This window comes from Mesorhizobium sp. B2-3-14 (assembly GCF_006442175.1).
Classification (GTDB): Bacteria; Pseudomonadota; Alphaproteobacteria; order Rhizobiales; family Rhizobiaceae; genus Mesorhizobium; species Mesorhizobium australicum.
Window position 1 is genome coordinate 1 of the sequence record NZ_VFVP01000020.1, and the last position, 21,051, is coordinate 21,051.

The following is a 21,051-nucleotide window of genomic DNA, read 5'->3' on the forward strand; positions in this document are numbered from 1 at the left end:
GTCTTGCCATGGTCGACGTGACCAATCGTGCCGATGTTCACATGAGGCTTGGTGCGCTCGAATTTACCTTTTGCCATGTGATGTCTCCAATCCTGCTCGCCCGTGCGGGCCTTGATTTAAGTTACTGCTGCAACCTGTCGGGGTTACGCGTATTTCTTCTGGACTTCCTGGGCGACCGCGGTCGGCACAGGCTCGTAGTGATCGAACTGCATCGTGTAGGCCGCGCGGCCCTGGCTCATCGAGCGCAGGTTGTCGACATACTTGAACATGTTGGCGAGCGGCACCATCGCGTTGATAACCACCGCGACGCCACGTGCTTCCTGGCCCTGGATCTGGCCGCGACGGCCGTTCAGGTCACCGATGACGCTGCCGACGTAATCTTCCGGCGTGACGACCTCGACCTTCATGATCGGCTCGAGCAGCTGCACGCCGAGCTTGGGCGCGGCTTCACGGAAGCAGGCACGGCCGGCGATTTCGAAGGCGAGCACCGAGGAGTCGACGTCGTGGTATGCGCCGTCGATGAGCGTCGCCTTGACACCGATCATCGGGAAGCCCGCGAACGGACCCGACGACATGACGCTGTTGATGCCCTTTTCGACACCCGGGATGTATTCCTTCGGAACCGCACCGCCGACGATCTTGGTATCGAACTCGAACTCGGGGCTTTCCGGGTTCGGCTCGAACAGGATCTTGACGCGGGCGAACTGACCGGTACCGCCGGTCTGCTTCTTGTGCGTGTAGTCCTGCTCGTGCTTGCGAGTGATCGTTTCACGGTAAGCCACCTGCGGCGCACCGACGTTGGCTTCAACCTTGAACTCGCGGCGCATGCGGTCGACGATGATGTCGAGGTGAAGCTCGCCCATGCCAGAAATGATGGTCTGGCCTGATTCCTCGTCGGTCTTGACGCGGAAGGAGGGGTCCTCGGCGGCCAGGCGATGAAGGGCCAGGCCCATCTTTTCCTGGTCGTTCTTGGTCTTCGGCTCGATGGCGATCTGGATGACCGGATCGGGGAATTCCATGCGCTCGAGGATGACCGGGTGCAGCGGATCGCTCAGCGTATCGCCGGTGGTGGTGTCCTTGAGGCCGGCCAGGGCGACGATGTCGCCGGCAAAAGCCTCTTCGACGTCGGCGCGCGAGTTCGCATGCATCTGAAGCATGCGGCCAATGCGCTCCTTCTTGCCCTTCACGGTGTTGTCAACCGAGATGCCCTTGGTGAGCTTGCCCGAGTAGATACGGGCAAAGGTCAACGAACCGACGAACGGGTCGTTCATGATCTTGAAGGCGAGCATCGAAAGCGGCTCGTTGTCGTCGGCGTGACGCTCGATCTCGGCATCGGTCTTGGCATCGACGCCCTTGATGGCCGGAACATCGGCCGGCGACGGCAGGTATTCGACGACGGCGTCGAGCAGCGGCTGCACGCCCTTGTTCTTGAAGGCCGAGCCGCAGAACATCGGGTAGAACTTCACCGCGATGGTGCCCTTGCGGATCAGCGCGCGGATCTCGTCATTCGACGGCATCTTGCCTTCGAGGTAATTCTCAAGCGCCGTCTCGTCCATTTCGACGGCGGCTTCGATCATCTTCTCGCGATATTCTTCCGCACGAGCCTGAAGGTCGGCCGGGATCTCGACGACGTCCCAGGCAGCGCCCAGCGTCTCGTCGCGCCAGACCAGCGCGTTCATCTCGACCAGGTCGACGACGCCCTTGAATTCGGTCTCGGCGCCGATCGGCAGCTGCATGACGACGGCATGCGCGCCGAGGCGCGAACCGATCATTTCGACCGAGCGGTAGAAGTCGGCGCCGATCTTGTCCATCTTGTTGCAGAAGATCATGCGCGGAACGCGGTACTTGTCCGCCTGGCGCCAGACGGTTTCCGTCTGCGGCTCGACACCGGCATTGGCATCGAGCAGCGCAATGGCGCCGTCAAGCACGCGCAGCGAACGCTCGACTTCGATGGTGAAGTCGACGTGTCCGGGGGTATCGATGATGTTGAAGCGGTGCATCTTGCCGTCACGAGCCTTCCAGAAGGTCGTGGTCGCGGCGGACGTGATGGTGATGCCGCGCTCCTGCTCCTGCTCCATCCAATCCATGGTGGCAGCGCCGTCGTGCACTTCGCCGATCTTGTGCGACTTGCCCGTGTAATAGAGGACGCGCTCGGTGGTCGTCGTCTTGCCGGCGTCAATATGCGCCATGATACCGAAATTACGGTAGTCTTCGATTTTGTATTCGCGGGCCATCGTAGCTGCCTCTCAGTCTCGTTCGCGCTTTACCAGCGGTAGTGCGCGAAAGCGCGGTTGGCTTCTGCCATCTTGTGGGTGTCTTCACGCTTCTTCACGGCGGTGCCGCGGTTGTTGGCCGCGTCCATCAGCTCGCCGGAGAGGCGGTCGACCATGGTGGTCTCGTTGCGGTTGCGGGCCGCGGCGATCAGCCAACGGATCGCCAGCGCCTGGCGGCGCTCGGGGCGCACGTCGACCGGAACCTGGTAGGTGGCGCCGCCGACGCGACGCGAACGCACTTCCACATGCGGCGCGACATTGTCGAGCGCCTGATGGAAGACGGTGACCGGCTCCTGCTTGGTCTTCGACTGGACCTGGTCCAGCGCGCCGTAGACGATGGTCTCGGCAACCGACTTCTTGCCGTCATACATGACGGCATTCATGAACTTGGTGACGATCAGATCGCCGAACTTGGGATCCGGGTTGATCTCACGCTTTTCTGCACTGTGACGACGCGACATGGCTTTTGTCTCTCAATCTCGTAGCCCGGCGCATTCAAGCAGCACCAAGGCCGAAAAATCTTACTTCGGACGCCTTACTTCGGACGCTTGGCGCCGTACTTCGAACGGCGCTGCTTGCGGTTCTTCACACCCTGCGTGTCGAGCACGCCGCGGATGATGTGGTAGCGCACGCCCGGAAGATCCTTGACGCGGCCGCCGCGGATCATGACCACGGAGTGCTCCTGAAGGTTGTGACCTTCGCCGGGGATGTAACCGATCACTTCAAAACCATTGGTCAGGCGGATCTTGGCCACCTTGCGCAGCGCCGAGTTCGGCTTCTTCGGCGTCGTTGTATAGACGCGCGTGCAGACGCCCCGCTTCTGCGGGTTCTGCTGCATGGCCGGGACCTTGTTGCGCTTCACCGGCGCAATGCGCGGCTTGCGGATCAGCTGGTTGACGGTAGGCATTAAACCCTCTTGTCTCTCAATTCCGTGTCTCGTGCCGGTCAAGGCTCGCTCAAAGCGTCATTTCCATACGCAAATTCGGGCCACAAACCGCGCCTCGCGGTCTTGCCCGAACAAATCGCAGAGGAAGCGGAAACCGCTTCGTGCACGCCGGAAATGTCTTTTCGCTCGTAAAACGAACCCTGTTTGAGGCAAACTCCAAAGCGTGTCGCTTCGGAAGGGAGAGCCTCACATCGGTTCTGACTGGGCGGCTTCTACTCGTAAGCCCGCGAACCGTCAAGCCCGCAGTGGCAAATATTGCATCGAAGCCGGGACTTGGCAGCCATGCGAAAACCGCATGTAATTTTCTTTCGCGATTTCGCGAGGCCGAGGAAGAAAGTGACCGGGTTTTGGCTTTTGCGCGCGCTTGCTTCATGCGAAAAGGCGGCCTGAGCACTCAACATCCCCTCGCCCGCGCTTGCCAGGAGGAATCAGCCGTGAACGACAATGAAGAACGCCCGGTCACCATCATCACTGGCCGGGTGTGGAAGCGCAAAGGCGGCAAGGTGGAAGGCGTGCATGTCATGCTGGTGGCTCCTGACGACGATTCGGCGGTGCGACGCGCACTCGAATCGCTGGCGGCGGAAGGTTACGCCGAGGCCGAGCTGGACCAGATCGGCGATATGGACGGGGTGCCCGACGACGAGCCGCATCTGTCGGCCTACCAGGGCGCGCTCGAAGGCGAAGTGTCGATCGTCACCTTCGACGCGCCGATCTGATCATGGGCGTGTCATGGGCGCGGTGTCCTTCCTTGCCGTGCTTGCCGTGACGCGATTCGTTTGGATAGCCGGCACGGCCGACGCTTGCCCGTCATGGCCGATCTGCTAAGAGACGCGCAGTCGTCCAAACCCGGCGGAGCCTCATGTCCTCATCCATATCGCCCATAAGAATCGGCATTGTCGGCGTCGGCAAGATCGTCCGCGACCAACACCTTCCCGCCCTGGCCAAGGATCGGGATTACCAGTTGATCGCGGCGGCCAGCCGGCACGGCAAGGTCGACGGCATTGTGAATTTCCCCGACATCGAGACGATGCTTGGCGCGGTCCCCGAACTCGATGCAGTGTCGCTGTGCATGCCGCCGCAGTTCCGCTATGAAGCCGCGCGCAAGGCGGTCGAGGCTGGAAAGCACGTTTTCCTGGAAAAGCCGCCCGGTGCCACGGTCAGCGAGGTCGAGGACCTGAAGGCGCTCGCGGCGAAACAAGGCGTCTCACTGTTCGCAAGCTGGCATTCGCGCTACGCGCCGGCGGTCGAAGCGGCGCGGACATTCCTCGCTTCGACCAAAATCAGATCGGCGGCGATCGTCTGGAAGGAAGATGTGCGCCGCTGGCACCCAAACCAGGACTGGATCTGGCAGCCTGGCGGCTTCGGCGTCTTCGATCCCGGCATCAACGCGCTGTCGATCGCAACCTACATCCTGCCGGCCATGTACATCACTTCGGCCGTGCTCGACTTTCCGGCGAACCGTGACGCGCCGATCGCGGCCCGGGTCGCGTTCCGGGCCGCGAACGGATCGGATGTGACGATGGATCTCGACTGGTTGCAGACCGGACCGCAGAGCTGGGACATCCTGGCCGATACGGATGCCGGACAGATGGTGCTCTCGGGTGGCGGCTCGAAGCTCGCCGTCGATGGCAATATCGTACACGAGGAGCCGGAAGCGGAATATCCGATGCTCTACCGGCGCTTCGCCGAAATCGTGCACGCCGGGACGTCGGATGTGGACCTGGCGCCGCTCCAGCACGTTGCCGACGCCTTCATGCTCGGCAAGCGCAACGTGGCCGAGGCGTTTTTCGACTGAGGTCGCCGGACCGCCTCGGCATCAATCGACAATCGCAATCGCAAACCCGTCATAGCCCTTGGCGCCCACCGTCTGGATGGCGGTGCCGTCCAGCCGTTTGTCGCCACCGATGAATGAAAATGCCGCGCGAGCGCCCTCGACATTGGCATCGCGTCCATCTTCATCCAGAACGGCACCATCGCGGATGACGTTGTCGCAGACGATGACCGTTCCTGACCGGGACAGCCGCAAGGCCCAGGCCAGATAGTTCGGGTTGTTCGGCTTGTCCGCGTCGATGAAGATGAGATCGAACGGGCCGGCATTCTCGCCGCCCAGTTCTGTGAGCGACTGGAGCGCCGAACCGACACGCAGTTCCACACGGGCAGCAACCCCTGCCCGCTCGAAATTCGAACGCGCGACCTTGGCATGGTGCGGATCGAGTTCGAGTGTCACGACCTTGCCGTCAGCAGGCAATCCCCGCGCCATCCAGATGGTCGAATAGCCACCCAGCGTGCCGATCTCGAGCACCTTCTTCGCGCCGCTGATGCGCACCAGCAGCGAGAGCAGCTTTCCTTGCGCCGCCGAGACGTCGATCGCCGGCAGGCCCTGGCGGCGGTTGGCCGCCAGAACCGCGTCGAGAACGGGATCCGCCTCGAAGAGAGAAGAAACGATGTAGTCATCGACAGCCGTCCAGGTCTTCGTGTTCATCCGCTTTCCTCCGATCGCAAAAATGAAAAAGCCGCCGGGTTGCCCCGACGGCTTCTGTTGCCTGAGATTTTTGCCGCCGCGCCTACTGCGCGGCGGTTGTCATGTCCGCCAGCATCGGCTCGGCGACTTCCACACCGGAGGCCTTGCGGCGCTCGTCGATGATCAGTTCGTCGCGCGAGGTGGCGATGCGCCGGATCTGGCTCATCGTGCCGCCGGTACCGGCCGGGATCAGCCGGCCGACGATGACGTTTTCCTTCAAGCCCTGCAGCATGTCGGTCTTGCCGGCAACCGCGGCTTCCGTCAGCACCCTGGTCGTCTCCTGGAAGGAGGCGGCCGAGATGAAGGACGGGGTCTGCAGCGATGCCTTGGTGATGCCCAAGAGCACCGGCTGGCCTTCGGCCGGCTTCTTGCCGTCCTCGACCAGGCGCTCGTTGACCTCTTCCAGTTCGATCACATCGACGTGGTCGCCCGGGATATAGGTCGAGTCGCCCTGCACCGTGATCTCGACCTTCTGCAGCATCTGGCGAACGATCACCTCGATGTGCTTGTCGTTGATCGAGACGCCCTGCAGGCGGTAGACTTCCTGGATCTCGTTGACGAGGTAGGAAGCAAGTGCCTCCACGCCCTTGATCGCCAGGATGTCGTGCGGCGCCGGGTTGCCGTCGAGGATGTAGTCGCCCTTCTCGATGACGTCGCCGTCCTGAAGATGGAACGGCTTTCCCTTCGGGATCAGGTACTCGACCGGCTCGAGCGTCGAGTCATGCGGCTCGATGATGATGCGGCGCTTGTTCTTATAGTCGCGGCCGAAGCGGATCGTGCCATCGATCTCGGCGATGATGGCGTGATCCTTCGGACGACGTGCCTCGAACAGTTCGGCAACACGCGGCAGACCGCCGGTGATGTCCTTGGTCTTGGCGCTTTCCATCGGGATACGCGCCAGCACGTCGCCGGGACGAACCTGAGCACCCGGCTCGACCGAGAGAATGGCCTCGACCGAGAGCAGGAAGCGGGCGTCGCCACCCTTCGACAGCTTGCCGACCTTGCCCTTGGAGTCCAGGATGGCAATCGCGGGCTTGAGGTCGTTGCCACGCGGCGTCGAACGCCAGTCGATGACCTCACGCTTGGTGATGCCGGTCGATTCGTCGGCCGTTTCCTGAACGGAAATGCCGTCGACCAGATCCTCATACGACACCTTGCCCTCGATTTCAGTGAGGACAGGACGGGTATAGGGATCCCACTCGGCGATACGCTGACCGCGCTTCACCTTGTCGCCATCGTCCACGAAGATGCGCGAACCATAGGTGACTCGGTGCGTGGCGCGCTCCTTGCCGGCTTCGTCGAGGATCAGCACCGCCATGTTGCGGCCCATGACCATCTGCTGGCCGTCCGAGTTGCGCACCACGTTGCGGTTGCGGATCTCGACCTTGCCCTCATAGGAGGCTTCAAGGAACGAGCTATCCACCACCTGCGCCGTACCGCCCATGTGGAAGGTACGCATGGTGAGCTGCGTGCCCGGCTCGCCGATCGACTGCGCCGCGATGACGCCGACGGCTTCGCCCTGGTTGACCGGGGTGCCGCGGGCCAGATCGCGTCCGTAGCAGACCGCGCAGACGCCGATCCTGACTTCGCAGGTCAGGGCCGAGCGGATGCGGACCGACTGCACGCCGGCCTTTTCGATCTGCTCCACGTCACGCTCGTCCATCAGCGTTCCGGCCTTGACCAGAACCTCGCCCGACACCGGATGGGTGATGTCGTCGAGCGATGTACGGCCCAGTACGCGCTGGCCGACCGAAGCAACGACCTGACCGGCATCGACGATCGGCTGCATGGTGAGGCCCTTGTCGGTGCCGCAATCAACGGAGTTGACGATGCAGTCCTGCGCCACGTCGACCAGACGACGGGTGAGGTAACCCGAGTTCGCCGTCTTCAAGGCGGTATCGGCCAGACCCTTGCGGGCGCCGTGGGTCGAGTTGAAGTACTCGAGCACGGTCAGGCCTTCCTTGAAGTTCGAGATGATCGGCGTCTCGATGATTTCACCCGACGGCTTGGCCATCAGGCCGCGCATGCCAGCGAGCTGGCGCATCTGGGTGGGCGAGCCGCGCGCACCGGAGTGCGACATCATGTAGATCGAGTTCATCGGCTTCTGACGGCCGTTGTCCTCGAACTCGACCGCCTTGATGCGGGCCATCATTTCGTCGGCGACCTTTTCCGAGCACTTGGCCCAGGCGTCGACGACCTTGTTGTACTTCTCGCCCTGCGTGATCAGGCCGTCATTGTACTGCTGCTCGTACTCCTTGGCCAAAGCCTCGGTGTCCGACACCAGCTTGATCTTGGTGTCCGGGATCAGCATATCGTCCTTGCCGAACGAAATGCCGGCACGGCAGGCATGGGCAAAGCCGAGCGCCATGATGCGGTCGCAGAAAATGACCGTCTCCTTCTGACCGCAATGGCGGTAGACGGTGTCGATCATCTTGGAGATGTTCTTCTTGGTCATCTCCTGGTTGGCGGTCTCATAGGGCACGTTGACGTTCTTCGGCAGAAGCTCGCCAATGATCATGCGGCCAGGCGTGGTGTCATGGATCTTCGACACGACCTTGCCTTCGGCGTCGACCGTGCGGAAGCGGCCCTTGATCTTGGCGTGCAGGGTCACCGCCTTGGTCTCGAGCGCGTGCTGGAGTTCGCCCATGTCGGCAAACACCATGCCTTCGCCCGGCTCGTTCTGGTTGACGATCGAAAGGTAGTAGAGACCCAGGACCATGTCCTGCGACGGCACGATGATCGGCGCGCCGGAAGCCGGGTGCAGGATGTTGTTGGTCGACATCATCAGCACGCGGGCTTCCAACTGCGCTTCCAGCGACAGCGGCACGTGAACGGCCATCTGGTCGCCGTCGAAGTCGGCGTTGAAGGCCGTGCAGACCAGCGGGTGAAGCTGGATCGCCTTGCCTTCGATCAGGATCGGCTCGAACGCCTGGATGCCCAGGCGGTGCAGCGTCGGCGCGCGGTTGAGCAGCACCGGATGCTCGCGGATGACCTCATCGAGGATATCCCAGACTTCCGGACGCTCCTTCTCGACCAGCTTCTTGGCCTGCTTGACGGTCGAGGAGTAACCCTTGGCGTCGAGACGGGCGTAGATGAAGGGCTTGAACAGTTCGAGCGCCATCTTCTTCGGCAGGCCGCACTGGTGCAGCTTGAGCTCCGGACCGGTGACGATAACCGAGCGTCCGGAATAGTCGACGCGCTTGCCGAGCAGGTTCTGACGGAACCGGCCCTGCTTGCCCTTGAGCATGTCGGACAGCGACTTCAGCGGACGCTTGTTGGCGCCGGTGATGACGCGGCCGCGACGGCCGTTGTCGAACAGCGCATCGACGGCTTCCTGCAGCATGCGCTTTTCATTGCGCACGATGATGCCCGGCGCCCGCAGCTCGATCAGCCGCTTCAGGCGGTTGTTGCGGTTGATGACGCGGCGGTAGAGATCGTTCAGATCGGACGTCGCGAAACGACCGCCGTCCAGCGGGACGAGCGGGCGCAGGTCCGGCGGGATCACCGGAACCACCTTCATGATCATCCATTCCGGACGGTTGCCGGATTCCATGAAGTTCTCGACGACCTTGAGCCGCTTCAGATACTTCTTCTGCTTCAGCTCGGACGTGGTCGACGCCAGTTCCGAACGCAGGTCGCCGGCGATCTTCTCCAGGTCCATGCCGGCCAGAAGGTCATGAATGGCCTCGGCGCCGATCATGGCGGTGAAACTGTCCTCGCCATATTCGTCGACGGCGATCATGTACTCTTCCTCGCTGAGCAGCTGGTGCTCCTTCAGCGCGGTGAGGCCAGGCTCGGTGACGATGTAGTTCTCGAAGTAGAGGACGCGCTCGATATCCTTCAGCGTCATGTCGAGCAGGGTGCCGATGCGCGAGGGCAGCGACTTCAGGAACCAGATGTGAGCGACGGGAGCCGCCAGCTCGATATGGCCCATGCGCTCGCGGCGGACGCGCGACAGCGTGACTTCGACGCCGCACTTCTCGCAGATGACGCCCTTGTACTTCATGCGCTTGTACTTGCCGCACAGGCATTCATAGTCCTTGATCGGGCCAAAAATGCGCGCGCAGAACAGACCGTCACGCTCCGGCTTGAAGGTGCGGTAGTTGATGGTCTCCGGCTTCTTGATCTCGCCGAACGACCAGGACAGAATCTTCTCAGGGCTGGCAAGCGAAATCCGGATGGAATCGAACACCTGCGCAGGCGCCTGCGGATTGAAGAGATTCATGACCTCTTGGTTCATGCCGTTCTCCTTTTCGGGGTCCTCGAAAACCCCTTGCATCTAACGCGGGCCGAATGCCCGCTGAGTGGTCGGCCCACCGGCCGAAGAATTGGTGCATCCGGTCGCGAGAGCCCTCTCCCGCGCCCGGATGTCTTATTTACTCGGCCGCGCCCCTATTCGGCAGCATCGGGCAGCCGGATCGGGTTGTCGTCGAGCTTGGTGTTCTCGAGCTCGACATTGAGGCCGAGAGACCGCATTTCCTTGACGAGCACGTTGAAGCTCTCGGGAATGCCTGCCTCGAACGTGTCGTCGCCACGCACGATCGCCTCGTAGACCTTGGTGCGGCCGGCGACGTCGTCCGACTTCACCGTCAGCATTTCCTGCAGCGTGTAAGCGGCGCCGTAGGCTTCCAGTGCCCAGACCTCCATCTCGCCGAAGCGCTGGCCGCCGAACTGCGCCTTGCCGCCCAGCGGCTGCTGGGTGACGAGCGAGTACGGACCGATCGAACGCGCGTGGATCTTGTCGTCCACGAGGTGGTGAAGCTTGAGCATGTAGATATAGCCCATCGTCACCTTGCGATCGAACGGCTCGCCGGTGCGTCCGTCATAGAGCTGCGACTGACCGCTGGTGTGCAGGCCCGCCTGCTCCAGCATGATGTTGATGTCAGCCTCATGCGCGCCGTCGAACACCGGGGTCGCGATGGAGACGCCGCGGCGCATCTGCTCGCTGAGGCGAACGATGCTCTCGTCGTCATATTCGCGAACCGGCTCGTTGCGGTCGTTGGCCGGCATGAAGCTCTCGAGCGTCTTGCGCAGCGGCTTGATGTCGCCGGCTGTCTTGTACGCATCGATAAGCTCGCCGATCTTCCTGCCCATGCCAGCGCAGGCCCAGCCAAGATGCGTTTCCAGGATCTGGCCGACATTCATGCGGCTCGGCACACCCAGCGGGTTGAGCACGATATCGGCATGCGTGCCGTCCTCGAGGAAAGGCATGTCCTCGACCGGAACGATACGCGACACGACACCCTTGTTGCCGTGACGGCCGGCCATCTTGTCGCCGGGCTGCATCTTGCGCTTCACCGCCACGAAGACCTTGACCATCTTCATGACGCCCGGAGGCATTTCGTCGCCGCGCTGCACCTTCTCGACCTTGTCCATGAAGCGCTGTTCGAGCGCCTTCTTGGAATCGTCGTACTGGCCACGCAGGGCTTCCAGTTCGCTCTGGAGCTTTTCGTTCTCCACCGCAAACTGCCACCACTGCGAACGCGGATACTCGTCGAGCGTGTCCTTGGACAGCGTCGAGCCCTTCTTGAAGCCCTTCGGTCCAGCGATCGCTTCCTTGCCGACGAGAACGTCGGAAAGACGCGCATAGACGTTACGGTCCAGAATGGCCTGCTCGTCGTCGCGATCCTTGGCCAGGCGTTCGATCTCCTCGCGCTCGATCGCCATGGCGCGCTCGTCCTTCTCCACACCGTGGCGATTGAACACGCGCACCTCGACGACGGTGCCGAAAGTGCCCGGGGGCATGCGCATCGAAGTGTCGCGCACGTCGGAAGCCTTTTCGCCGAAGATGGCGCGCAGAAGCTTCTCTTCCGGCGTCATCGGGCTCTCGCCCTTCGGCGTGATCTTGCCGACCAGGATGTCGCCCGGCTGCACTTCCGCACCGATATAGACGATGCCGGCTTCGTCGAGGTTCTTCAGCGCTTCTTCCGAGACGTTTGGAATATCGCGCGTGATTTCCTCCGGACCGAGCTTGGTATCGCGCGCCATGACCTCGAACTCCTCGATGTGGATCGAGGTGAAGACGTCGTCGGCCACGATACGCTCGGAGAGCAGGATCGAGTCCTCGTAGTTGTAGCCGTTCCACGGCATGAACGCGACCAGCACGTTGCGGCCGAGCGCCAGATCACCGAGTTCGGTCGAGGGACCATCGGCGATGATGTCGCCCTTGTTGACCCGGTCACCCATGCGCACCAGCGGACGCTGGTTGATGCAGGTGTTCTGGTTCGAACGCTGGAACTTCATCAGCCGGTAGATGTCGACGCCGGACTTGCCCGGATCGAGATCCTCGGTGGCGCGGATAACGATACGCGTCGCGTCCACCTGGTCGACGATGCCGCCACGACGCGCGCCGATGGCGGCGCCCGAGTCACGGGCGACGATCGGCTCCATGCCGGTGCCGACGAACGGCGCCTCGGCGCGCACCAGCGGCACGGCCTGGCGCTGCATGTTCGAGCCCATCAGAGCGCGGTTGGCGTCGTCGTTCTCGAGGAACGGGATGAGCGCCGCGGCAACAGACACCATCTGCTTGGGCGACACGTCCATCAGGTCGACGTTTTCGCGCGGCGCCATCATCACTTCGCCGGCGCTGCGGCAAATGACGAACTCGTCGACGAAGCCGCCATTCTTGTCGAGCTCGGCGTTGGCCTGCGCGACATGGTGCTTGGCCTCTTCCATCGCCGAGAGATAGACGACGTCATTGGTCAACTTGCCGTCGACGATCTTGCGGTACGGGCTTTCGATGAAGCCGTACTTGTTGACGCGCGCGAAGGTCGCCAGCGAGTTGATCAGACCGATATTCGGGCCTTCCGGCGTCTCGATCGGGCAGATACGGCCGTAATGCGTCGGGTGCACGTCGCGCACTTCGAAGCCGGCACGCTCGCGGGTCAGACCGCCCGGTCCAAGCGCCGAGAGACGGCGCTTGTGGGTGATCTCCGACAGCGGGTTGGTCTGGTCCATGAACTGCGACAGCTGCGAGGAACCGAAGAACTCGCGCACGGCGGCGGCCGCCGGCTTGGCGTTGATCAGGTCCTGCGGCATGACCGTGTCGATCTCGATCGAGGACATGCGTTCCTTGATCGCGCGCTCCATGCGCAGCAGGCCGACGCGGTACTGGTTCTCCATCAGCTCGCCGACCGAACGCACGCGGCGGTTGCCGAGATTGTCGATGTCGTCGATCTCGCCCTTGCCATCACGCAGTTCGACCAGCGTCCTGACCACGGCCAGGATGTCGTCCTTGCGCAGCACGCGCACGGTGTCCTCGGCCTTGAGCTCGAGGCGCATGTTCATCTTGACGCGGCCGACGGCGGACAGGTCGTAGCGCTCGCTGTCGAAGAACAGCGAGTTGAACATGGCTTCGGCGGTCTCGAGCGTCGGCGGCTCGCCCGGGCGCATGACACGGTAGATGTCGAACAGCGCGTCCTGGCGGCTCTCGTTCTTGTCGACGGCGAGCGTGTTGCGGATATAGGCGCCGACATTGACATGGTCGATGTCGAGGACCTGGATTTCCTGCTCGCCGGTGCCGAGCAGCACCTTGAGCGTCTTGTCGTCGATCTCGTCGCCGGCCTCGAGGAAAATTTCGCCGGTGGCGTAGTTGACGATGTCCTCGGCCAGGTAGTTGCCGAGCAGATCCTCGTCGGTCGCCTTGATCGCCTTGAGACCCTTTTCGCCGAGCTGGCGTGCCTGGCGAGCGGTGATCTTCTTGCCCGCCTCGACGACGATCTCGCCGGTGTCGGCATCGACCAGGTCGCCGACGGCCTTGAGGCCGCGGAAACGCTCGACGTTGAAGGGAATGCGCCAATGGTCGCCGGCGCGCTTGTAGGTGATCTTGTTGTAGAAGGTCGACAGGATCTCCTCGCCGTCCATGCCGAGCGCCATCAGCAGCGACGTCACCGGAATCTTGCGGCGACGGTCGATGCGGGCGTGCACGACGTCCTTGGAATCGAACTCGATGTCGAGCCACGAGCCACGGTAGGGAATTACACGGGCGGCAAACAGAAGCTTGCCCGACGAGTGCGACTTGCCCTTGTCGTGGTCGAAGAAGACGCCCGGCGAGCGGTGCATCTGCGAGACGATGACGCGCTCGGTGCCGTTGACGATAAAGGTGCCGTTCAAGGTCATGAGCGGCATGTCGCCCATGTAGACGTCCTGCTCCTTGATGTCCTTGATCGACTTGGCACCGGTATCCTCGTCGATATCGAACACGATGAGGCGCAGCGTCACCTTCAGCGGCGCGGCATAGGTCAGGTCGCGCTGACGGCATTCGTCAACGTCGAATTTCGGTCCTTCGAACTCGTACTTCACGAACTCCAGCATGGAGGAGCCGGAAAAATCGGAGATCGGGAAGACCGACTTGAAAACAGCCTGCAGTCCTTCGTCGGGACGCCCGCCCTTGGGCTCGTCCACCATCAGGAACTGGTCATAGGATGCCTTCTGAACCTCGATAAGGTTCGGCATCTCCGCAACTTCCGGGATCTTCCCGAAGAACTTGCGTACGCGTCTGCGGCCATTGAAAGTCTGGGTCTGGGCCATCGTCGCTCCTTAGCTCTAAACTCGGGACGAACCTCGCCGCGGTTCGTCTTGCATACTGAGCCACCTGGGCGGCGGCTCTCTGTCTGTTCTCCGGCCGCCTCTCCAATTGCTTGGCGGTTACCGGCTAAAACGGGAGAAAACCCGTTTCCTGAAGGCCGGTTTACGGCCCTCAGGAAAGAGGTTTTCGTACATCTCGCGTCACGCAGCCTCCCCTGGTCACCCAAGGGAGTGGCGGACGGCGCGAGGCCGCCCGCCGCTTTTTACGCTTACTTCAGGTCGACCTTGGCGCCGGCTGCTTCCAGCTGCGCCTTGAACTTGTCAGCGTCGGCCTTGGAAACGCCTTCCTTGACCGGCTTCGGAGCCGCTTCGACCAGGTCCTTGGCTTCCTTGAGGCCAAGACCGGTGATGGCGCGGACTTCCTTGATGACGTTGATCTTCTGAGCGCCGGCCTCGGTGAGAACGACGTCGAATTCCGTCTTTTCCTCAACCGGGGCAGCAGCAGCGGCAGCACCGCCAGCAGCGGCAACCGCCACCGGAGCAGCAGCCGAAACGCCCCACTTTTCTTCCAGAAGCTTCGACAGCTCAGCCGCCTCGAGGACGGTCAGCTTCGAAAGGTCGTCTACGATCTTTGCCAGATCAGCCATTGTTGTGTTCCTTCGTTAGGTTCGAACGTGTGTTTTTGATAGCGAGGAACGGCCTCATGCCGCCTCGTCCTTCCGGGCGTAAGCGCCGATGACGCGCGCGACCGAGGCCGCTGGCGCATTGACGATCTGGGCGATCCGGGTTGCCGGCGTGGCGATCATGCCAACCAGCCTGGCGCGCAGCTCATCGAGCGACGGAAGTGTGGCGAGTGCCTTCACACCGTCGGCGTTGAGCGAGGTGGTGCCCATTGCGCCGCCGAGAATGACGAGCTTGTCATTCCCCTTGGCGAAATCGGACGCGACCTTCGGCGCCGCAATCGGATCCTCCGAATACGCGATCAGCGTCTGTCCCTTGAACAGCTCGATGATCGATGCGGAGTCCGTGCCCTGAAGAGCGATTTTGGCGAGACGGTTCTTCGCGACTTTAACGGTGCCACCGGCAGCGCGCATCTTCGACCGAAGGTCGTTCATTTGCGCGACGGTGATACCGGCATAGTGGGCCACGACTACTGAACCCGCGCCCGAAAACGCATCATTCAGGCCCGTGACGAGTTCGCGTTTTTCCGCTCTGTCCACTGCCTATCTCCAGTTGACCCCAGTCCTGCCAATGGGAACATTCCCATTTCGAGGACAGGCGTCGGGTTGCCTTTTGCCGGCCGGGCCATCCAGTAACGGATCTCCCGAACGACGCTCGAGGATCCTGCCCCCTTTCGCCACATCGACGGCAAAGCCGGCGATGCGCAGACAAAAGGCAAACACGGTTCGAACCTTTCATTGGAGCTTGTTGCTCCGTTGTCCGGTTTTCACCCGTCTCATGCAGGCCCACATGAATTAAGGCCCTCCTCTTGAATCAAGGTTCGGGCCGCCCGCAATCTCGGACAGGATGTCCGGAAGCCTTCCGGCTTCCGGTACCGGGCCCAGGATAAATCCAAGGCCCGGAATTCAGTCACGGATCAGCCTTCGAAAGGCCAATCCAAATCCAATCAGGACGCGGCGAGCGTCGCGACGTCGAGCTTGAGGCCCGGGCCCATCGTCGAGGTGACAGACACCTTCTTGACGTAGTTGCCCTTGGCGCCAGCCGGCTTTGCCTTGGTCACCGCATCGGCGAAGGCACGGACGTTCTCTTCCAGCGCCTTGACGTCGAAAGAGACCTTGCCGACACCGGCATGAACGATGCCGGCCTTCTCGACACGGAACTCGACCGCGCCGCCCTTCGAAGCCTTGACGGCCGCGGCGACATCGGTGGTGACGGTGCCGACCTTCGGGTTCGGCATCATGCCGCGCGGGCCGAGCACCTTACCGAGACGGCCGACGAGCGGCATCATGTCCGGCGTGGCGATGCAGCGATCGAAATCGATCGTGCCCTTCTGGACGATGTCGACCAGATCCTCGGCACCGACGATGTCGGCACCGGCGGCCTTGGCCTCTTCGGCCTTGTCGCCACGGGCGAACACGGCGACACGGACCGAGCGGCCGGTGCCGTTCGGCAGGTTGACCACGCCGCGAACCATCTGGTCGGCATGACGCGGGTCTACGCCGAGGTTCATGGCCACTTCGATGGTCTCGTCGAACTTGACCGAGGAACGATCCTTGAGCAGCTTCAGCGCATCACCGAGCGCGTAAGCCTTGTTGGGATCGATGCCTTCACGGGTCTTCGATACACGCTTTGCAATCTTTGCCATGATCTTAGCCCACCACTTCCAGACCCATCGAGCGGGCGGAGCCCTCGACCATGCGCATGGCCGCTTCGACGTCGTTCGCGTTCAGATCCTTCATCTTGGCGGTCGCGATTTCGCGAACCTTGTCGCGCGAAACCGTGCCAGCCTTGACCTTGCCCGGCTCCTTCGAGCCCGACTTCAGGTTCGCGGCCTTCTTCAGGAAGTAGCTCACCGGGGGCGTCTTCATGACGAAGGTGAACGACTTGTCCTGGTAATAGGTGATGACGACCGGAACCGGCGATCCCTTTTCCATTTCCTGGGTCTGCGCGTTGAACGCCTTGCAGAACTCCATGATGTTGATGCCACGCTGACCAAGTGCCGGGCCGATCGGGGGAGACGGCGTGGCCGATCCCGCGGAGACCTGGAGCTTGAGCTGGCCTGCAATTTTCTTAGCCATCTCTTTTCCTGCCTTTGTCTATGCCGGCTCCACGATCTGGGAAACACCGGCGGTTGCAGTCTGGTGGTGCGGTTCTTGCGGCCGGCTAAAGCCGCCTTCGCCTCCCACCGTTCTCGAGTCGCGCGTTGCCGCGCCGCCTCCCCTGATCGCCGGACCGGCATCAGGGATTTCGGATCAGCCCTTTTCGACCTGTCCGAATTCCAGATCGACGGGCACGGCGCGCCCGAAGATCGAAACTTCCACCTTGAGCCGCGCCCGCTCCTCGTCCACTTCCTGGACGAAACCGTTGAACGACGCGAAGGGACCATCCGAAACGCGGATCGCCTCGCCGATCTCGAAAGTGACCGAGGGCTTCGGCCGCTCGACGCCTTCCTGTACCTGGTTCAGGATGCGCTGGGCTTCGGCCTCGGTGATCGGCACCGGCTTGGAGTCGCCGAGAAAACCTGTGACTTTCGGCGTGTTCTTGACCAGCGAGAACACGGCGTCGGTCAAGTTGGCCTTCAAGAGCACGTAGCCCGGGAAGAACTTGCGCTCGGCGTCGACCTTGCGGCCGCGACGAAGCTCGACGACCTTCTCGGTCGGCACCACGATCTGCTCGATATCGGCGGACAGGCCCTTCTGCTTGGCCTTGTTCTCGATGTCCTCGGCGACCTTCTTCTCGAAGTTCGAATAGGCGTGGACGATGTACCAGCGCGTAGCCATTTTTTCGACTTCTCCTAATCGCCGGACTTAGCGTCCAATGCCCAGAATCTGCTCGACCGCGAGGCCCATGAGCTGATCGGCGGTGAAGAAGAAGATCATCGCAATCACAGCAAAGGCCAGGACCATGACCGTCGAGATCATCGTCTCGCGGCGCGACGGCCAAGTCACCTTGGCTGTCTCCGCGCGCACCTGCTGGAGAAAGACGAAAGGATTTGTGGTTTTCGAAGCCATATGCCGCCTGTCTTCAAGACCCGTTGGCCGGGTCCCCTGGATGATCCCGCTGGCCGGGACGTGCCGCCTGAGCCCAATCTCGCGCCGAATCAGCGCAATCATTTCGCCCATGCAAATCAGACGCGTAAAGCCGGCTTCCCAGCTCCACGCGTCGCGTGTCTGTTTCGTCTACATAAAACCGATTCTTGATCCACGCAAGTGGCAAGTGCCCGCTTTATGACCAAACGCCGCCTCGGAACCATCCAGTCGTTCCGTCCCGGCTATGGCGCCCTTATGCCCCAATCAGGCTAATATGGCAAGCGGCTCGCCGATTTTCAAAGGCAGCCCGCGAAATATCGTTTTGATGCCAGTCTTAGGAAATGGCACGGGCAGCAGGGCTCGAACCTACGACCTGCGGTTTTGGAGACCGCCGCTCTACCAACTGAGCTATGCCCGTACACGCGCGCTTCGGCGCAGGCGCTTCCTAAAAGCTTCCGCGCGCTCTGTAAAGAGCGGTTTGCAAGCAAACGTGCTTAACCCCTGCGCCAGAAATCGAGATGGTCGGCGACCAGCCCCTCGGCATCGATCTCCAGCTCCCGCCTGAAGTGGCTGGCGCGCGATTCATAGAGGTATCGCCGGCAGCCGAAGCTATTTTGCGTCCGGCACCCGATACGGACCGCCAGGCACGCCCCAGCCCCAGGTCGGCATCGGTTCGGTCTCGGGATCGCAGGTCTCGCCGAGATTGGAATTCATCTTGGCCAGCCGCGATCCCCATTCGACGTAGCCCATGAAGGCTGAACGGAATTCCGGATCGTCCGGCAGACCGACCTCATCCGCCGCGTCGGCGAGAAGATTGATCCAGCGGCGGCGCTGCTCCTCGCTCAAATGCTTGCCCAGATGATGCATGACCATTTCGCGGTGGCCGCCAAAGGTTTCGCTGTAGGTTTTCGGTCCGCCGAAGACCTCGCCGATGAAGGCCGCGACATGGGCGGGGTGGTCCGGCGACATGTGCTTGAACACCGGGCCAACGACCGGATCTCGTGCCACCTTGTCGTAGAAGGTTTGCGTCAGCCGGTTCAGCGCCTCGCTGCCTCCGGCCCATTCGTAGAGTGTCGGAACGTCCTGGCTCATTCTCGATCCTTCGCCGGCCCCGCCGCCGCGACGATAGCGGAAATCGGATATGGCTCAACCTGCCTCGATGGGCAGTTCCCCTGACATCACCGTGCTCTACAGCCTGGCGGGCGCGTCGGCCTGTGCATTGGCGGCTGGCAGGCCCAGGCAATTGTCGGGCTTGGCAACAGCCTTGCAAATCGTGGAGCCGGTCAGCGCGTCGACCGATTGCGGTCCCGTTGTCAGTCCAAGCTTGAGCATGGTGTCTGGGTCAAGTTGCCCCTCGGTCGAGCGTCGTTCGATTGTTGCGAACAGAGCGGGACTGATCGCCATCTCGTCGAGGTAGGCCTTGACCACCAGCTTCTGTCCCATCGGATACAGGCTGAGCCGCGCCCGGGGACCGACAAGCCGTCTGGCACCGCCGGCGACCACTAACGCACAGGCGGAATCACACTCCACCCCCGCATCGATGCTCAATCCGGCATAGGCTCCTTCCGTAGCCAGGCAGTTCCACGCGTCGGGGTCACAGTCGACGAAATCGGTGCGGGCAACGGCGATGTCGAGCTTTCTTTCATGGATAAGCCGCCCCATTGCGAGAGCGCTGGGCAGGTCGCCTCCGCGTGAGCTGATGACGACAGGCAGCCGCCGATCGCCAAGCGTGGCCAGCAACTGCCGCAGCTTCCGCGGCGCCTGGTTCGTGATCGCGCCTTCGGCCGATATCCATTCCGGACAATCGGGATCGCACAGCGGATTGCTGCCGCGAACGACGACAAACCGCATGTCCCCGCCGGCCTTCGCGGTGTCCGGTTGAACGGCAGCCATGGGCCTGGCTGCGGCCAATGGCGTCGTCTTGCTTGCGGGTCCAGCTATTTGCCGGCAGTTCGTGGCCGGCTGGGCCAGGCCGCAGAGGCTTGCCGTGGTCAACAGATCCACTGCGTCCCGGCTGGTGACCAACTTCATCCTCACCATGTCGTCGAGGGGAATCTGACGAATCTCACTGGCCGGCGTGGCCTTCATGATTTCCAGTACGCCGTCTGCTATCCCCATTTCCTTCAGGTACGCCGAAAGCGTCTTCTCGACGGTCCTGCTCATTTCGTAGGTTTTGTAGCTGCCAGCGTTTTTGCGGCTGACCACCTTGGTGCTGATGATCTTCTTCCTGCCGTTCACGATCCGGTACGTGGTCCGGTAGAGCAGCTTCTCCCGCTGGTATGTGGTGGTGATCTGGTGGACGCCGAGATAGCCGAAATCTCCGACGAAGCGGCGAACACCGCCGGAAAACATTAGCGGACAGGCCGAATTGCACATGGCTCCGTCGTCATAGGCCGTACCGAAATAATCGGCACTTTTGCCCTTGTTGTCCCCGCAGTTTTTTGTTTCCGGTTGGCAATCGGAAAAAACCGTCACGCCGACGGCGATATCGAGCTTGTTCTTGCGGATCATACGGCCGAGTGCCAACGCGGCCTCGACGTTACCGCCGGGCGAATTGACGACGACCGGCAATTGCCTTCCCTTGAGCGCCTTGAGCGTGCGCTTGAAGAGAGACGGCGTGCCCGCGTCGATGGTGCCGTCCGCCGATATCCATTCAGGACAGTTGGGTTCGCATCCCGGAGCGTTGCTGCGCACGACGACGAAGCGCATGGGCGGGATGTCGAGAGGCCCATCCTCCGCTCGCGCTGTCAAAACGGGCAGAGCCATGGCGACGGCGAGGCAAACCAGTGCCCATAACCGCCATGCCTTCCCATCGAAACGGTGCCTTGGAACCACGGTCGGCAAAGCTCCCCTCAGCGCAACCTATACTAGTTGCAGCCATGGCGCTTGCAACAGCTTTGAAACAAACGCGCAATGCTTGCGTTGCGAGGCGTCTGAAACGAAAAAAGGCGGCCCGAAGACCGCCCTTTCGTTTTCGAGACCGGCAGCAGCCGGATCGATTACTCTTTGATGGTGACGACGATGCCGGCACCGACGGTGCGGCCGCCTTCACGGATGGCGAAGCGCAGCTTCTCT

General features: G+C 62.1%; 16 protein-coding genes, 1 tRNA gene and 2 pseudogenes. 2 read left to right on the forward strand and 17 right to left on the reverse strand.

Annotated features, from left to right (window positions below; all coding sequences use genetic code 11):
- The 4 genes and pseudogenes from FJ950_RS29250 to rpsL form a co-directional block, all read right to left on the reverse strand.
- Window positions 1–77: pseudogene (locus FJ950_RS29250) on the reverse strand (elongation factor Tu); the annotation flags it as partial.
- A 66-nt stretch (window positions 78–143) separates the two neighbouring features.
- The gene (gene fusA / locus FJ950_RS29255) at window positions 144–2,234 is read right to left on the reverse strand and encodes an elongation factor G (protein WP_015317987.1); all 2,091 of its coding nucleotides are present in this window, start codon (window positions 2,232–2,234) and stop codon (window positions 144–146) included.
- A 29-nt stretch (window positions 2,235–2,263) separates the two neighbouring features.
- Complete coding sequence (rpsG, locus tag FJ950_RS29260; RefSeq protein WP_008875664.1) at window positions 2,264–2,734, reverse strand: 30S ribosomal protein S7; 471 nt, start codon at window positions 2,732–2,734, stop codon at window positions 2,264–2,266.
- 74 nt (window positions 2,735–2,808) lie between these two features.
- The gene (gene rpsL, locus FJ950_RS29265) at window positions 2,809–3,180 is read right to left on the reverse strand and encodes a 30S ribosomal protein S12 (protein ID WP_006333356.1); all 372 of its coding nucleotides are present in this window, start codon (window positions 3,178–3,180) and stop codon (window positions 2,809–2,811) included.
- A gap of 473 nt (window positions 3,181–3,653) precedes the next feature.
- Between rpsL and FJ950_RS29270 the strand changes: the two genes are divergently transcribed.
- Window positions 3,654–3,935 carry a hypothetical protein gene (locus tag FJ950_RS29270; protein WP_015317988.1) on the forward strand — a complete coding sequence of 94 codons (282 nt, stop codon included), beginning with the start codon at window positions 3,654–3,656 and terminating at the stop codon, window positions 3,933–3,935.
- A 155-nt stretch (window positions 3,936–4,090) separates the two neighbouring features.
- Window positions 4,091–5,014 carry a Gfo/Idh/MocA family oxidoreductase gene (locus FJ950_RS29275; protein ID WP_181171488.1) on the forward strand — a complete coding sequence of 308 codons (924 nt, stop codon included), beginning with the start codon at window positions 4,091–4,093 and terminating at the stop codon, window positions 5,012–5,014.
- A gap of 21 nt (window positions 5,015–5,035) precedes the next feature.
- On the opposite strand, the gene FJ950_RS29280 is transcribed toward FJ950_RS29275, so the two are convergent.
- The 13 genes and pseudogenes from FJ950_RS29280 to FJ950_RS29340 form a co-directional block, all read right to left on the reverse strand.
- On the reverse strand, window positions 5,036–5,701 hold the full coding sequence (locus FJ950_RS29280) for an O-methyltransferase (protein WP_140620683.1): 666 nt from the start codon (window positions 5,699–5,701) through the stop codon (window positions 5,036–5,038).
- A gap of 82 nt (window positions 5,702–5,783) precedes the next feature.
- Window positions 5,784–9,980 (reverse strand): DNA-directed RNA polymerase subunit beta', encoded by a 4,197-nt coding sequence (rpoC, locus tag FJ950_RS29285; protein ID WP_140620685.1) that lies wholly within the window; start codon window positions 9,978–9,980, stop codon window positions 5,784–5,786.
- A 152-nt stretch (window positions 9,981–10,132) separates the two neighbouring features.
- Window positions 10,133–14,269 carry a DNA-directed RNA polymerase subunit beta gene (rpoB, locus tag FJ950_RS29290; protein ID WP_015317992.1) on the reverse strand — a complete coding sequence of 1,379 codons (4,137 nt, stop codon included), beginning with the start codon at window positions 14,267–14,269 and terminating at the stop codon, window positions 10,133–10,135.
- 266 nt (window positions 14,270–14,535) lie between these two features.
- Window positions 14,536–14,913: a 50S ribosomal protein L7/L12 gene (gene rplL / locus FJ950_RS29295; RefSeq protein ID WP_015317993.1), complete on the reverse strand. Its 378-nt coding sequence runs from the start codon at window positions 14,911–14,913 to the stop codon at window positions 14,536–14,538.
- A gap of 54 nt (window positions 14,914–14,967) precedes the next feature.
- On the reverse strand, window positions 14,968–15,486 hold the full coding sequence (rplJ, locus tag FJ950_RS29300; RefSeq protein ID WP_015317994.1) for a 50S ribosomal protein L10: 519 nt from the start codon (window positions 15,484–15,486) through the stop codon (window positions 14,968–14,970).
- A gap of 407 nt (window positions 15,487–15,893) precedes the next feature.
- A complete protein-coding gene (gene rplA / locus FJ950_RS29305) occupies window positions 15,894–16,592 on the reverse strand; it encodes a 50S ribosomal protein L1 (RefSeq protein WP_140620687.1) in 699 nt (232 codons plus the stop codon).
- Between the two features lie 4 nt (window positions 16,593–16,596).
- Window positions 16,597–17,025 (reverse strand): 50S ribosomal protein L11, encoded by a 429-nt coding sequence (rplK, locus tag FJ950_RS29310; RefSeq protein ID WP_010909262.1) that lies wholly within the window; start codon window positions 17,023–17,025, stop codon window positions 16,597–16,599.
- Window positions 17,026–17,199: 174 nt separating this feature from the next.
- Window positions 17,200–17,727: a transcription termination/antitermination protein NusG gene (nusG, locus tag FJ950_RS29315; RefSeq protein WP_140620689.1), complete on the reverse strand. Its 528-nt coding sequence runs from the start codon at window positions 17,725–17,727 to the stop codon at window positions 17,200–17,202.
- Between the two features lie 27 nt (window positions 17,728–17,754).
- Window positions 17,755–17,958: a preprotein translocase subunit SecE gene (gene secE, locus FJ950_RS29320; RefSeq protein WP_013531408.1), complete on the reverse strand. Its 204-nt coding sequence runs from the start codon at window positions 17,956–17,958 to the stop codon at window positions 17,755–17,757.
- A gap of 360 nt (window positions 17,959–18,318) precedes the next feature.
- Window positions 18,319–18,394: transfer RNA gene (locus FJ950_RS29325), tRNA-Trp, on the reverse strand.
- A 191-nt stretch (window positions 18,395–18,585) separates the two neighbouring features.
- Window positions 18,586–19,068 (reverse strand): group II truncated hemoglobin, encoded by a 483-nt coding sequence (locus tag FJ950_RS29330; RefSeq protein ID WP_140620691.1) that lies wholly within the window; start codon window positions 19,066–19,068, stop codon window positions 18,586–18,588.
- Between the two features lie 96 nt (window positions 19,069–19,164).
- A complete protein-coding gene (locus FJ950_RS29335) occupies window positions 19,165–20,811 on the reverse strand; it encodes a hypothetical protein (RefSeq protein ID WP_041163843.1) in 1,647 nt (548 codons plus the stop codon).
- A 164-nt stretch (window positions 20,812–20,975) separates the two neighbouring features.
- Window positions 20,976–21,051, reverse strand: a pseudogene (locus FJ950_RS29340) (elongation factor Tu); the annotation flags it as partial.

Bases quoted from the DNA above. Each gene is read 5' to 3' on its own strand.
- fusA (WP_015317987.1), bottom strand. From the start codon at position 2,234: ATGGCCCGCGAATACAAAATCGAAGACTACCGTAATTTCGGTATCATG.
- rpsG (WP_008875664.1), bottom strand. From the start codon at position 2,734: ATGTCGCGTCGTCACAGTGCAGAAAAGCGTGAGATCAACCCGGATCCC.
- rpsL (WP_006333356.1), bottom strand. From the start codon at position 3,180: ATGCCTACCGTCAACCAGCTGATCCGCAAGCCGCGCATTGCGCCGGTG.
- FJ950_RS29280 (WP_140620683.1), bottom strand. From the start codon at position 5,701: ATGAACACGAAGACCTGGACGGCTGTCGATGACTACATCGTTTCTTCT.
- rpoC (WP_140620685.1), bottom strand. From the start codon at position 9,980: ATGAACCAAGAGGTCATGAATCTCTTCAATCCGCAGGCGCCTGCGCAG.
- rpoB (WP_015317992.1), bottom strand. From the start codon at position 14,269: ATGGCCCAGACCCAGACTTTCAATGGCCGCAGACGCGTACGCAAGTTC.
- rplL (WP_015317993.1), bottom strand. From the start codon at position 14,913: ATGGCTGATCTGGCAAAGATCGTAGACGACCTTTCGAAGCTGACCGTC.
- rplA (WP_140620687.1), bottom strand. From the start codon at position 16,592: ATGGCAAAGATTGCAAAGCGTGTATCGAAGACCCGTGAAGGCATCGAT.
- rplK (WP_010909262.1), bottom strand. From the start codon at position 17,025: ATGGCTAAGAAAATTGCAGGCCAGCTCAAGCTCCAGGTCTCCGCGGGA.
- nusG (WP_140620689.1), bottom strand. From the start codon at position 17,727: ATGGCTACGCGCTGGTACATCGTCCACGCCTATTCGAACTTCGAGAAG.
- secE (WP_013531408.1), bottom strand. From the start codon at position 17,958: ATGGCTTCGAAAACCACAAATCCTTTCGTCTTTCTCCAGCAGGTGCGC.
- FJ950_RS29330 (WP_140620691.1), bottom strand. From the start codon at position 19,068: ATGAGCCAGGACGTTCCGACACTCTACGAATGGGCCGGAGGCAGCGAG.